At 37.8% G+C, this 14,052-nt stretch carries 12 protein-coding genes and 1 other annotated feature; of the genes, 5 read left to right on the top strand and 7 right to left on the bottom strand.

All coding sequences use genetic code 11. The annotated features are described in order from the left end of the window. Position 1: 1 nt before the first annotated feature. The 5 genes from P7D84_RS03395 to P7D84_RS03415 form a co-directional block, all read right to left on the bottom strand. Complete coding sequence (locus P7D84_RS03395) at positions 2 to 832, bottom strand: energy-coupling factor transporter transmembrane component T family protein (RefSeq protein WP_311805013.1); 831 nt, start codon at positions 830 to 832, stop codon at positions 2 to 4. After that, on the bottom strand, positions 822 to 2,507 hold the full coding sequence (locus P7D84_RS03400) for an ABC transporter ATP-binding protein (protein WP_311805015.1): 1,686 nt from the start codon (positions 2,505 to 2,507) through the stop codon (positions 822 to 824). The genes P7D84_RS03395 and P7D84_RS03400 overlap by 11 nt, the downstream gene beginning before the upstream one ends. A gap of 16 nt (positions 2,508 to 2,523) precedes the next feature. After that, complete coding sequence (locus tag P7D84_RS03405; RefSeq protein WP_311805017.1) at positions 2,524 to 3,075, bottom strand: ECF-type riboflavin transporter substrate-binding protein; 552 nt, start codon at positions 3,073 to 3,075, stop codon at positions 2,524 to 2,526. Positions 3,076 to 3,109: 34 nt separating this feature from the next. Next, on the bottom strand, positions 3,110 to 3,949 hold the full coding sequence (locus P7D84_RS03410; RefSeq protein WP_311801298.1) for an SAM hydrolase/SAM-dependent halogenase family protein: 840 nt from the start codon (positions 3,947 to 3,949) through the stop codon (positions 3,110 to 3,112). Between the two features lie 96 nt (positions 3,950 to 4,045). After that, positions 4,046 to 4,290, bottom strand: a binding site (T-box leader). Between the two features lie 140 nt (positions 4,291 to 4,430). Next, complete coding sequence (locus tag P7D84_RS03415; RefSeq protein ID WP_311805019.1) at positions 4,431 to 5,777, bottom strand: citrate/2-methylcitrate synthase; 1,347 nt, start codon at positions 5,775 to 5,777, stop codon at positions 4,431 to 4,433. A 168-nt stretch (positions 5,778 to 5,945) separates the two neighbouring features. On the opposite strand from P7D84_RS03415, the gene acnA reads away from it, so the two are divergent. Further along, positions 5,946 to 8,594: an aconitate hydratase AcnA gene (gene acnA, locus P7D84_RS03420; RefSeq protein ID WP_311805021.1), complete on the top strand. Its 2,649-nt coding sequence runs from the start codon at positions 5,946 to 5,948 to the stop codon at positions 8,592 to 8,594. Then, positions 8,594 to 9,826, top strand: coding sequence for an NADP-dependent isocitrate dehydrogenase (gene icd / locus P7D84_RS03425; protein WP_311805022.1), 1,233 nt, complete (start codon positions 8,594 to 8,596; stop codon positions 9,824 to 9,826). The genes acnA and icd overlap by 1 nt, the downstream gene beginning before the upstream one ends. A gap of 91 nt (positions 9,827 to 9,917) precedes the next feature. Here the strand turns inward: icd and P7D84_RS03430 are convergent, their stop codons facing one another. Next, positions 9,918 to 10,145 carry a hypothetical protein gene (locus P7D84_RS03430; RefSeq protein WP_137604475.1) on the bottom strand — a complete coding sequence of 76 codons (228 nt, stop codon included), beginning with the start codon at positions 10,143 to 10,145 and terminating at the stop codon, positions 9,918 to 9,920. Between the two features lie 118 nt (positions 10,146 to 10,263). Beyond that, a complete protein-coding gene (gene msrC / locus P7D84_RS03435; protein WP_137604474.1) occupies positions 10,264 to 10,740 on the bottom strand; it encodes a free L-methionine (R)-S-oxide reductase MsrC in 477 nt (158 codons plus the stop codon). Between the two features lie 294 nt (positions 10,741 to 11,034). On the opposite strand from msrC, the gene P7D84_RS03440 reads away from it, so the two are divergent. The 3 genes from P7D84_RS03440 to P7D84_RS03450 all read left to right on the top strand — a co-directional run bounded on the left by P7D84_RS03440 (position 11,035) and on the right by P7D84_RS03450 (position 14,039). Beyond that, on the top strand, positions 11,035 to 12,435 hold the full coding sequence (locus P7D84_RS03440; protein ID WP_311805023.1) for a M23 family metallopeptidase: 1,401 nt from the start codon (positions 11,035 to 11,037) through the stop codon (positions 12,433 to 12,435). Between the two features lie 392 nt (positions 12,436 to 12,827). Beyond that, positions 12,828 to 13,691 carry an SPL family radical SAM protein gene (locus tag P7D84_RS03445; protein ID WP_311805024.1) on the top strand — a complete coding sequence of 288 codons (864 nt, stop codon included), beginning with the start codon at positions 12,828 to 12,830 and terminating at the stop codon, positions 13,689 to 13,691. Between the two features lie 75 nt (positions 13,692 to 13,766). Continuing rightward, a complete protein-coding gene (locus P7D84_RS03450) occupies positions 13,767 to 14,039 on the top strand; it encodes a hypothetical protein (protein WP_137604471.1) in 273 nt (90 codons plus the stop codon). The last annotated feature ends 13 nt before the right edge of the window (positions 14,040 to 14,052 follow it).

A 14,052-nucleotide genomic window follows, 5' to 3' on the forward strand; every position in this document is an offset into this window, starting at 1 on the left:
TTTAGCGAAAAGGATTATAAAAACGTCCGCCGTTGACCAGCAATAAGAAAATATCTGCTGAACATAATAAGATTACAATTAATAACGCAAGATAATCTGGGCCTTTCAAAGGTTTAGCCAGCAACCACGTACGCCCTTTTTTCTTGCCAAAACGCCGAAGTTCCATTGCAGAAGAAATCGTTTCAATTCGTTCCAAACTTGAAAAAATCAAAGGAATCGCAATGGTTAGATTTCCCCGCACTCGTTTCATCAATGAAGCTTTCTTGGAAAGTTCATTTCCTCGCGCTTGTTGTGCTTTAGAAATCGTTCGAAAATCTTCTTGAATATCTGGAATATAGCGTAGTGCTAAAGAAAAAGCATAAGCAATCTTATAGGAACCGCCCACTCGATGGATACTTGATGCTAACTCGCTTGGATTTGTAGTCAAAATAAAAATCAAACCTGGTGGGATCGTAACGAAGTATTTGATCAACAAGTTGAATTCATAAAAAAGCTGCTCTTGAGTCAGTGTATACCGGCCGATCCCTGCAAAGATTACATGACGCGTCCCATAAATTATCACTCCATATTCAGGTGCGAACAAATAGACTGTCAATAAATTCAAGATAGAAAAAAAGGCGATGAATTTTAAAACAAAGGCGATCTCATGATAACTGATTTCTGCTACTCGGAAAACGATGGCTGAAAATACGGCTAAACCCAATAAAAATCGAGTATCGTAAGAGATCATACCGACGATCGAGATCATTAAAAAACAGAGAAGTTTTGTGAATCCGCTAAGTTGATGAATCACTGTTTTTTTTGGCAGATAACCTATCAGATTATTCTCCATCAGTACCCTCCTCATGTTGGATAAATGCCGACACAAATCCTGCAGCATCAGTTAAATGATTATTTTTCGCCAAACGGTACAAACTTGTTTCGCGTAGACTAGCTGAAGTCACCAGTTCTGCCGATGATAGTACATCAGCCGGTGTTTTATCAGCGATGATCTGGCCGTCTTTTAACACGAGCGTTCGCCGAGTATGTTCTAACATCAGATGCATATCATGAGTGATCATCAAAATCGTAATTCCTTGTTGATTTAGCTGACGTAAAAATACCATCATTTCATTGTAATGATAATAATCTTGACCAGCTGTGGGTTCATCAAGGATTAACAATTCAGGTTCAAGCACTAAAATCGAAGCAATTGCAACTCTTCGTTTTTGTCCATGACTCAATGCTGAAATCGGCCAATTACGAAATTCATAGAGACCACAAACTTTCAAAGTATCCAATACTTTAGCTTGAATTATTTCAGGATCAATCCCTCGATTCTCTAGACCTAGAGCAACCTCATCAAAGATCAGATTCTTAGAAAGCATCTGACTACTGTTTTGTAGAACATAACCAATCTTATCCGCTCGTTCTTTGATACTTTCTTCTGCAATCGAATGATCCTTCCATAACAGTCTACCTGTCTGCAAAGAATGAAAACCAGTAATCAGATTAGAGAGTGTCGATTTTCCGGCACCGTTATGACCTACTAAACTGACCATCTCTCCTTGATAGAGCGTCAAATCAATGTCTTTAATTACCAATTCAGCACCAAAGCCAAAAGATACTTTATTTAAAGTGAGTAAAGGTACCTTTTTTTCAGCAGGTAATCGGAAAGTGCCTTGTTCTTTGGCTAATGCTGCCGAGATTTCCGGCGAAACCAATGAATCAACTTGTGTCAGCTCTGAAAAGTCTGTCAAAGAAATTCCGGCTCGCTTTAATGCTGTGAGATAAAGTGGTTCCCGAATCCCGTATTTAGCCAATAGATCACTTTTTAGCAGCTCAGTTGGTGTCATATCAGCGATTATCATCCCTTCATCCATCAAGATGACTCGATCGATTGATGCGGCTAATACCTCCTCTAAACGGTGTTCAATAATGATCGTCGTAAATTTTTGCGACTGATACAGTTGGTCGATCATCTGAATTGCTTCATAGCCTGTCTGCGGATCAAGATTGGCTAAGGGCTCATCAAACAAAAGAATCGGCGTCTCATCAATCAATACACCCGCCATCGTCACCCGCTGTTTTTGTCCACCAGAAAGGTCTTGCGGGCGCTTTTTTAGCTGTGCAGCTAGATTGGTCTTTTCTGACCAGTAATTCACTGCGTCGCGCATTTCTTTTTGCTCTATCATTTCATTTTCTAGTGAAAAAGCGATATCTTCTGCTACCGTTAGTCCAACAAATTGACTATCCGTATCTTGTAGTACGGTTCCCACATCTAATGAAAGATCATAAATAGAAGCTTCCCCAAAAGTTTTCCCATTGATTGTCAGACTACCAGTGAAATGTCCCTGTTCATTTTGTGGAATAATACCGTTGAGACATTTTCCCAGAGTTGATTTTCCAGAGCCGCTAGGTCCCATGATTAATATCTTTTCTCCTGGGCGAATGGTCAACTGAATATCTTTTAATGTTGGTTCAGCTTGACTATCATATTGAAATGTAAAATTACGAAACTCGATCATTTTATTTCCCCGCGTTCTAAGCTTCTTTATTCAAACTACCTTTTTTTGTTTTTGTCTGTGCGTATGCTTTTAACAAGATGACTCCAATGATTCCTGTGACAATCGCATTTGTGATTCCGGCTACGATTCCTTGTGTAAAGACTTTGCTTGGTGCTTCGGCATAGATCAAAATATCCCCAATCGGTGCGATAACGACCCAAGTAATCAAATTAGCGATTGTTTCACCAACTACAAAAGTACCGATTTCCTTTTTGCCAAAGATCCCTTCTTCAATTGGGATTCGTTTTGCTAACAAACCAAAGAAAACACCTAAAATTCCCGAAGCAATGATCCATGACCACCATGCACCATAAGTCGTCAAATCACCCAAGGCATGTCCGATGAATCCGGCTAACCCGGCAACGATTGGTCCATAAACTACTCCTAATAACGCTAAAAAAGGATACGCTGTCGCAATATCTGTATTTGGAATCCCGGTTGGAATAGTCACAAACCGTTTCAAGATAAAGAAAACTGCTGCTCCGATACCAATTGCTACAATGTGTTTTACTGTAAATTTTTTATTCATACTTTTTCTCCTCCAATTAATACTTGATACATACTTAAATTTTTGTTAGTTCAATCGTCCAATCATTGCCGGTCCCAATCTTATACACAGTAGAAAATGAATCCAAGTTGATTCCCAGACCAACATTTAATAATGAATTAATATAAAGCACTGCTTCTTTTGGAGCGACTTGAGCGAATGAGCGACCAAAGATGACGGCATCTTGGTAGCGAACTACACCTTGATAGTATATTTTTACTCGTAGACTTTGTCCATATTCAACTTGCCAGCTTTTGAAAAAGTCCACAGGAATATTTGTCCATAATGAGCCAAAACGAATGTCAGTAATATCGATTGTCCCAATAATTTTATTTTCATTTTGGACGGGAGCAACTAATGGAAAAGTCACCCATTCATTCATTGGGATAACTGAACCCAATTCAGCAAAAGTCACCTGTTGACTAGCTAAACGAGCACCATTATAAACATATACATCTCGTCCATGAAACGTATGACTTTCTGATGATCCCGGTAATCGTTGCGTCTCTTCATCGATTTGTCGTACTTCTTTAATCCCCACATACTGTGCTAAGTAAGTCAATGTCCCATTATCTGGAGTGATTACATATTGTCCATCTTTCAACTCTGCGACGACACTACGCCGTGTTGAACCCACTCCTGGATCGACGACCGAAACAAACACTGTTCCAGCTGGCCAATAAGTAGCCGCTTGTAATAAACGATAACTAGCATCATGTATATTGTATGGGTCAATCTCATGCGTCAAATTATTGATATTTAATGCTGGATCCACTTGGTAAGCTACACCATACATCGCATTGACTGCACCATCTTGTAACCCGAAATCAGTTTGTACTACTAAAAATCCTGCCATAAAAATTCCACCTTCCAATTTTTGAGGTTGATTATTGGTTTTTTCTTAGGGTCGTCACCCTTACTTCATACACAAAAAATGCCCTTAGCAAAAATTGCTAAGGGCATTGACTATGCGTTACCACCTTTAATCGTAAAATCCTCACAGATCTTACCTCAATCAGTACCCAAAAAATCTTTCTTGGAGACTGTGCTTTGTTAACGGGAGCATCCGTATTTCCTTAAACATTCGGGAAATCCGCTCAAAAGCCATTTTCAAGTAATTCATTCGCATTCCTTCTCACCAAACAGGAACTCTCTTAGCAACTGCTATTACTTTACTTTCTTTTTCATCGCGTTTCATTGATTGTTAATAAAATAGCAGAGAAATTTTCACTTGTCAATGAAAACTATCAAACAAGCCCAGCAAAATCAATTGGGACAAACATTGAAAACCAGAAAAATCTAACCTTTTGAATTGTTTATTATATCCAGACGTATTTTTATTTGCGTTCTTTTATTTCTTGGTATTTACGATTTTTAGAAACTTCCATATAAGCAGGACGTATGATTTTTTGCACATTGACCAACTCTTCGATGCGATGAGCGGACCAACCGACGATCCGAGCAATAGCGAACATCGGTGTATACAATTCTTGCGGCAGATCTAACATATGATAAACAAATCCGCTGAAAAAATCGATATTTGCACTGACGCCTTTATAGACCTTACGTTTTTTCATAATAATCTCTGGCGCCAAACGTTCGACTTTACGGTATAAATTAAATTCAGCAGCAGCCTCAGATCCTTTTTCCACTGCTAATTTTTCTACATAATGTTTGAATATCTCTGCTCGTGGATCAGATTCAGCATAAACAGCGTGGCCCATTCCGTAGATCAATCCTTGTTTATCGAAAGCCTCTTTATTCAAAATTTTTTCTAAATAATCTCGTATCTCATTTTCATCTTCACAATTGGTGATGTTGGTTTTTAAATCCTCCATCATTTGAGTGACTTTGATATTGGCACCGCCGTGTTTAGGCCCTTTTAATGAACCCAATGCTGCTGCAATAGTCGAATAAGTATCTGTACCACTGGAAGTCACAACGCGAGTCGTAAAAGTCGAGTTGTTTCCTCCGCCGTGTTCCATATGTAAAACTAAGGCCATATCTAACGTTTGCGCTTCCTGAAAGGTGTATTTTTTATCTGGACGCAACATCGTTAAAATAGCTTCTGCTGTGCTCAAATGTTCATCTGGACGGTGGATATACATACTTTCACCTTTACTGTAGTGATTATAAGCGTGGTATGAGTACACTGCAATCATTGGAAAAGTAGCAATCAGGGATAGACTTTGATCCAAAACATTCTCAATACTAATATCATCTGCTTTTTGATCATAACATCCTAATGTCAGAACACTGCGGCTCATGACATTCATAATATTATGTGAGGGGGCTTTCATAATAACATCACGCACAAAATTAGTTGGAAGTGTTCGTCTTTTACCAATGGATTCCTTGAATTCTGCTAGTTCGACTTGAGTTGGCAATGTACCAAATAATAACAAATAACTGATTTCTTCAAACCCCAAACGTTCTTCAGAAACAAATCCTTCCACTAACTCATTAATAGTGATTCCGCGGTAGCGTAATTCCCCTTCGTTAGAAATTAATTTGTCGCCATCCATGACTTGCGAATGGATCGTAGAAATGTTGGTAAGACCGGCTAAAACACCTTTTCCATCGAGATCTCGTAATCCTCTTTTTACTTGGTGTCTTGTATATAAAGAAGCCTCTAAATGGTCTTCTTTTTGACATACACCAGCCATTTTGTTTAAATCTAACATCTGTGTGTCCTCCTAACTATTTTCATCTTTACAATCAAGTTAGAAAACATTATAACATCATTGCTATAAAATGAAATACTTTTAATAATTTCATTTACTTTCTTTTTTTTTATTCGTATAATATAACCATTAAATCTAAACGATAACGTATTCAGGAGGGGATTTTTATTGAACTGGAAAAAAGAACTTTTCGTTAATAACGAACATTATACATATTTTGATCTTGCATCGATTGTTGCTGATTATCAGAAAAAAATTTCTGATTTCCCATATAGTATCCGCGTATTATTAGAAAGTCTAGCTCGTCATCAAGAAATCACTGATTTGGAGAATTTGATTGCTTTTGATGCAAAACATCCCACTGGTGTGGTTCCTTTCCGTCCGTCACGAGTTGTCTTACAAGATTTTACAGGCGTTCCTGCTGTTGTCGATCTTGCTGCAATGCGTGATGCAGTCGTTCAATTAGGAGGTGACCCAAAAGTCATCAATCCTGAAATCCCGGTCACTTTAGTCGTGGACCACTCTGTTCAAGTAGATCGTGCAGGAACGAAAGAGAGTTTGTCCTATAATACCGAGAAAGAATTTGAACGCAATCATGAACGTTATCAATTTTTAAAATGGGCTCAACAAGCCTTTGATAACTTTAATGTCGTTCCGCCCGAAACTGGGATCATCCATCAAGTCAATCTTGAATATTTATCGGATGTTGTTATAAAAAACGAGAAAAACCTGGTGTTTCCAGACTCTTTAGAAGGAACTGATTCACATACAACGATGATTAATGGATTAGGCGTATTGGGTTGGGGCGTTGGTGGGATTGAAGCAGAAGCAGCCATTTTAGGCGAAGCTTCATATTTTCCTACACCAGAAGTTATCGGTGTGGAAATAACCGGAACATTGAGTCCTGGTGCGACAGCAACTGATTTAGCCCTTTACTTGACTGAACTTTTGCGTAATGAAAAAGTTGTCGGAAAATTTGTCGAATATTTTGGATCTGGTTATAAAAGTTTGAGTCTTTCTGATCGGGCAACGATCGCGAATATGGCACCTGAATATGGTGCTACTTGCGGTTTTTGTCCAATCGATGAAGAAACATTAAGATATCTTCGTTTGACTGGACGTTCCGAAGAACAAGTGAACTTGGTTGAAGCTTATGCAAAACAAAATCAGCTCTTCTATGATGGGACTGAAACACCTACTTATACGCGAATAATTACCTTAGATTTAGCAACTGTCCATTCTTCTCTTGCAGGTCCCAAACGTCCACAAGACAGGATTCCTCTAGCTGAAGTAGCAGAAAACTTTCAAGATTCCTTGACTAAACCCACCGGACCACAAGGCTTTGGCTTGGATATTGATGAGATTCATCGAAAAGTCGTTTTACAAAAAACAGAAGCTTCTATCGAAACAGGTGATTTAGTTCTAGCTGCGATTACTAGCTGCACTAATACAAGCAATCCCTCTGTCATGGTAGCTGCGGGATTATTAGCAAAAAATGCCGTAAAACTGGGACTACATGTCCCTACAACTATTAAGACGTCACTAGCTCCAGGCTCAAAAATCGTAACGCAATATTTAGAAAAGGGCCATTTACTCGAACCTTTAGCTGAATTAGGATTTGATATTGTCGGTTATGGTTGTACCACGTGTATAGGAAACTCGGGGCCTTTGGATACCGAGATCGAAACGAGTTTGAAAGAAAGTGAATTGGTCGTATCAGCCGTATTATCTGGAAATCGGAATTTTGAAGGTCGGATCCACCCACTAATCAAGGCAAATTATTTGGCTTCTCCTCCTTTAGTCATCGCCTATGCTTTAGCTGGAACAATCAAAAAGGACTTAACAAGAGAACCCTTAGCAGTAATTGCTGACAAAGAAATTTATTTGCAAGATCTATGGCCTACTCAAGAAGAGGTGAATGCCTATATCAATGATTTCTTAAATCCTGATGACTTTCGTGATGCTTACAAAAATATTTATCACTCAAATGAACGCTGGAACCAAATTGAAACATCCAAAGGCGATTGCTATGAATGGGAAGATGCGTCGACTTACATTGCTAATCCACCCTTTTTCACTACTATCCATCAGCCCACAAGTGAGACTGGCCTGAATAATTTGAGCGTTTTAGCCAAATTTGGTGATACAGTGACGACAGATCATATTTCTCCAGCTGGAAACATCGGACTTCAATCCCCGGCTGGAAAATATTTAAAAGCTCACGGCATAGCTTACAAAGATTTTAATTCCTTTGGCTCTAGGCGTGGAAATCATGAAGTCATGATGCGGGGAACTTTTGGCAATATTCGAATCCAGAATCAACTAACTCCTGAAACCACAGGCGGTTATACCAAGTTAGCAACAACTGGCGAAGAACTCTCGATTTATGATGCAGCGATGTATTATCAAAAGGAAAAAATCGGGACATTAATTCTTGCTGGAAAAGATTACGGAATGGGTTCTTCTCGTGACTGGGCGGCTAAGGGGACGAATCTTTTAGGCGTCAAAGCCGTATTAGCAGAAAGCTATGAACGAATCCATCGAAGCAATCTAGTAATGATGGGCGTTGTTCCTTTTGAATATCTTTCAGGAGAAACCGCAGAAACCCTTGGATTAACAGGGATGGAAAGTTATCGTTTTAATCTTCCTGAAAATCCTACTATCAATCAAATCATTGATGTAACTGCTAAAGGAGAACAGACAATCCATTTTAAAGTCAAATTACGTTTCGATTCGAAAGCTGATATCATCTATTGGAAAAATCAAGGGATCTTGCCTTTAGTTATCAATAAAAAAATGCAAAAGGAGCAAGCTTAATGACGAATCTATCACAGATCATCCCTTATATTGAAGGCGATGGGATCGGACCAGAAATCTGGCAAGCAACACAAAAAGTTGTTGATGCTGCCGTCTATTCTGCGTATCAAGATCAAAAAAAAATTGAATGGCTAGAAGTACTTGCTGGACAAAAAGCTTTTGATCAAACTGGGGCATGGCTTCCTGAAACGACCTTAGAAGCTATAAAAAAATATAAACTTGCGATCAAAGGTCCGTTGACTACCCCTATTGGTGAAGGATTTCGTTCATTGAATGTCACATTGCGGCAAGAACTTGACCTATACGCTTGTGTGCGTCCTGTACGCTACTTTAAAGGAGTGCCTTCCCCTTTAAAAGCACCTGAAAAAACAGAGATAACAATCTTTCGAGAAAATACTGAAGATGTCTATGCTGGCATTGAATTTGCCAAAGATTCTGCTGAAGTAAAACAACTCTTGAGTTTTCTCACCGATCAATTATCAGTGACCAATGTTCGCTTCCCCCTAACAAGCGCTTTAGGGATCAAGCCAATCTCTCAAGAAGGAAGCCAACGTTTGATTACAGCTGCAATCGATTATGCAATCAAACAAGGGAAAAAACGGGTGATTCTAGTCCACAAAGGAAATATCATGAAATTCACAGAAGGCGGATTTAAAAATTGGGGATACGAATGGATTGAAAAAAATTATCCTCAAGTTTTCACAATGAATCACTATAAAAAAATCGCTGCAGAGTTCGGAAATAAACAGGCCCATGATTCATGGGAGGAAGCAAAAGATAGCGGAAAAATCATTGTAGATGATGTTATCGCGGATAATTTTTTACAACAAATCCTTTTATATCCAGAAAAATATCAAGTTGTCGCTACTACAAATTTGAATGGGGATTATATTTCTGATGCTTTAGCTGCACAAGTTGGCGGTATCGGTATCTCACCAGGAGCAAATATTAATTATCAGACCGGACATGCTATTTTTGAAGCAACTCATGGTACCGCTCCTGATATTGCGGGTAAAGGTTGGGCAAATCCTTGCTCTTTACTTCTTTCAGCTGCGATGCTGTTGGACCATCTTGGATGGAATAAAGCTAGCAAAAAAATCATTACTGCAGTTGAGCAAGCCTTACTAAATAAACAAATGACCCATGACTTCGCACAGATGCTTGCTATCGAGGAGTTGTCTACTACAGATTTTGCGGATTATTTGATTCATTCTATCCAAAAAAGTCAATAAACACTTGATATTTTCTGACATCTGCTTATTCATATACAGAAAAAAACCACTCAAACTGATTTTGAGTGGTTTTTTCGAATAGACCAATTGATTAACTGAAGAAACATTCTTTAGAAATAATCCCAGCTATCTCGCTATATTTGATTAATACTTGTCCATTTACTTGGTCAATTTTATCTGCATCCAGTCCGTAAAAACGCTCAACATTCACAATGCAACCGTCATTTTCCTTACGGATCACTTCGCCAATGATCGGCCGAGCAAAATCAGTTTTACGGCATTCATAGCTTTCTCCTATAATAATCGCTTCTTTATTCATTCAACCACCTCATTAACGTTTTATACTACACTTATATAATAGCACTAAGCGGCGTAAAAAACTATATTAACGGTGTTATTTCTGATAATAATCAGCATTTTTAATAGAAAAACGATTTTTAATCGATATTTTCTAATAATAACGACACATATTGTTCCAAATATGATTGATCTATTTGATCATACATACCAATCTCTGAACTATCTAAATCTAACACTCCGATCAATCGATCATTTTTTTTCATAGGAACCACAATCTCAGAACGTGCTGCTGAATCACATGCGATATAATTCTTATGTTCTAAAACATTCTCAACAATCATTGTTTGATTTTTTTCTGCCGCTTCGCCACAGACGCCTTTCCCCATAGCAATATGGACACACGAGACATTTCCTTGGAACGGTCCTAAAATCAATTCGTCCTGTTTAAACAAATAATATCCAGCAAAAACAGTTTCTTGCAGTGTTTGATTCAACAATGCTGATGAATTCGCTAAATTAGCAATTAAATCGGTTTCTCCTTCTAGCAATGCTTTTTGTTGCAATAATAATAATTTATAGGCTTCTTCTTTTGCTGTTTGGTTTTTCCAACTCATCATGATTCCTCCAATTAAAATCGATTTTCTTCTATTATTTAGTGAGAAATTAACACTTTTGATTTATTCTACCCTAACTTTAAGGATAACTCCATCGGTACTATCATTCTCTTTACTAATAGAAATATCAATTAAATAGATACTTTCTTAGTTGTTTAATTCGTTCTTCTTGTATATTAAATATTTCATTACTATTACAATCAATACGGTTAAATAAAAATTCAACTTTTCCACACTTTTTAGTTATTTCTTCTTATATAATTGAGTTCGAAAGATGAAAAGTGAGGGAACCCATTGATTAAATTAAAAAAATATACGGCACTAACGCTATGTGCCTTAACATTGACCACTGCACCATTAAGTGTTTTAGCAAATGAGTACGATCAAAAAATCACTGATCAAGAAAAAAAAATTACTGAGTTACAGCAATCAGAACAATCGGTGGAAGAGCAAAAAAATGTATTAGAACAACAAGTAACTGCCATTGAGCAAGAAGTCGCTGCTGTTTTGAAAGAAAAAACCAATGAAGAAAAGAAATTAAGTGAATTGACAACTAAAATCGGACTTTTACAAGAAAAGATCCAAAAACGGGAAGTCCAACTACGAAACCAAGCACGCGACGTCCAAACAAATCATGATAGTGCTTCGATCGTAGACGTAGTCATCAATGCCAAATCAGTAGGCGAAGCTGTGAAGAAAACAGTTGCTGTCTCTACAATCTTGAATGCAAGTAAAGATATCATGGAACAACAAAAAAAAGATAAGATAGCACTTGAAAAACTTGAAGCAGAAGCAGAACAACGCTTACAACAAATCAATAAAAAAACAACTGAGTTAAAAACAAAACAAGAACAGCTCGTACAAATGAAGTTAGATCAACAAGTAAAAATCAACGCCCTTCAAGCAAGTATCGCAACTGAAAAGGATCAGAAAAAGAAATACGAAAAACAAAAAGAAGAGGCCGAAAAGAAACGACAAGCGGCTTTGAAAGCTTTAGAAGAACAAAAAAGAAAAGAAACAGCAGCCCGAGAAAAAGCACAAGCCGAAGCAGAAAAACAAGCAAAAATAGCAGCTGAAAATGCTCGGAAACAAGCAGAAGAGGCACAAAAACAAGCGGATGCTGCAGAAACTGCTAAGCAAAAACAAGCAGCAGAGATTGCCCAATTAGAGGCACAAAAACAGGAACAGCAAGCAATTCAACAACAAGAACAAGCTCAAACAGTGACTGATACAAATGCCAATCAAGTGACAACATCCCCTACGACAAATAAGACAAAACCTGCCGCAAACAACAATGGCTGGGCCTCACCTTTATCAATTGGTCTGTCTGTCACTAGTCCATTCGGTTTGCGGCAAGACCCAACAGGTGCTTCTGGCGGACAACATGACGGCATTGACTTTGCAGGTTCTGCCGGTACCCCGATTATGGCCTCTAAAAGCGGGACAGTCGTAGAAGCAGGTTTTCATTGGTCAGCAGGTAATCATGTAGTGATTCAGCATCCAGATGGCTATTATTCATACTATATGCATATGGTCTCAGCACCAAGCGTCGCTGTTGGTTCAGAAGTTAGCACTGGACAAGTTTTAGGCGGCATGGGAACGACAGGAAATTCGACTGGTGTCCATTTACATTTTGGTGTATCCACTGCTTTATGGTCTAGTTTTGTTAACCCTGCTCCTTTATTAGGAGTCTAAAAATAGATAGAAAGTAGCAAGATCAGAGTATTTTTCTGATCTTGCTACTTTTTTTAATAAAGATCTATTCTGCCACTTCGTTATTCTTAGTGAACTCACCATTCCAATTGATTACAAGTGCTCTCAACAAAACATAGATATTGAACTACTTTTCAGATTTAAGCTAGTTATAGTTGAATAAGAATTTCTATTCATCTCAAGATAGTCTCATTGATTTTCCTCGTTTCATCTACACGATAAATAATTTATCAAAGTAAGAGCTTATCCATTCTTGAATGTGCCTCGCCTACTTTGCTTTAGATTGTTATCCTAAAAAAATTATGGGATAATAATTACGAACATTCGTTCCAAAAATACAGCAATAGATTCAGTAGATTAGAAGGAGGCCGTTTATGCATTACAAAGAATATCAGACAATACTCTCAACCAAAAATGGGTTGAACCTCTTTCGCGGCTGCACTCATGGCTGTATTTATTGTGACAGTCGCAGTAACTGCTACCACATTGATCATGTATTTGAAGATATCGAAGTAAAGAAACATGCTCTGGAAATTTTGGAACGAGAATTACAGAAGAGACGAAATCCTTGTATGATTAGTACAGGCGCTATGACTGATCCATATATCCAATTGGAATCACGTCTAAAAATCACACAAGGTGCATTGAGATTAATCGATCATTATGGATTTGGTGTGACTATACAAACAAAATCCTCACGAATTTTACGAGACTTGGAATTGTTGGCCTCTATCAATCAAAAAACAAAAGCTGTAGTTCAAATGACGTTGACGACCTATGATGAAGGATTGTGCCAAATCTTGGAACCTCATGTCTCTACGACTTATGAACGTTTTGAAACACTCCTAAAATTTAAAGCTGCCGGTATCCCAACCATTGTCTGGCTCTCTCCTATCCTACCGTTTATCAATGATAGTGAAGAAAATCTGCAAGGAATTTTAGATTATTGTATTAAAGCAGATGTGAAAGGAATCCTCTGTTTTGGATTTGGTGTAACACTCCGTGATGGAAATCGTGATTATTTTTACCAACAATTGGATAAACACTTCCCAGGTATGAAGAAAAAATATCACTATGCTTTTGGAAATAGTTACATCTGCCATAGTCCCCACAATGAACGATTGATGGAACTGTTCATTAAAACATGCAACAAACACGGCATTCTTTGGCGGACAGAAGAAATTTTTCGCTATTTAAAAAAATTTGAGACCAAACAAGAACAACTCACTTTATTTTAACAAACTAAAATGCTTGCTATGAAACTCGTTTCATCATTTATACTCCTCTTGTAAAGAAAAAGGAGGAATAAGTTTATGAATACGTATGTCTCAGTTCAGCAAGAAAATCTACAAGAACATTTTCAAGTTTCCCTACATTTTTCCGATGATCAATTACAACTTGTAAGAAACCGCGGACTCAAGCGGCCGATTATTCAAAAACTCCGCTTAGTTGAAATCAAACATTTGTTTATTCATGAAGTATTGGGCTGTCCCATTATTAGTTTCTTTTATCGAGATCGTCGGTATACTTTTTATCAATCCGGTCTTGGTGTGATGGAATACTTAAAAGAACATTTAATCAGTTAGAAAAGTTAGAAGA

Origin of the sequence: Enterococcus dongliensis (assembly GCF_031927985.1) — a bacterium.
GTDB classification, from domain to species: domain Bacteria; phylum Bacillota; class Bacilli; order Lactobacillales; family Enterococcaceae; genus Enterococcus_A; species Enterococcus_A dongliensis.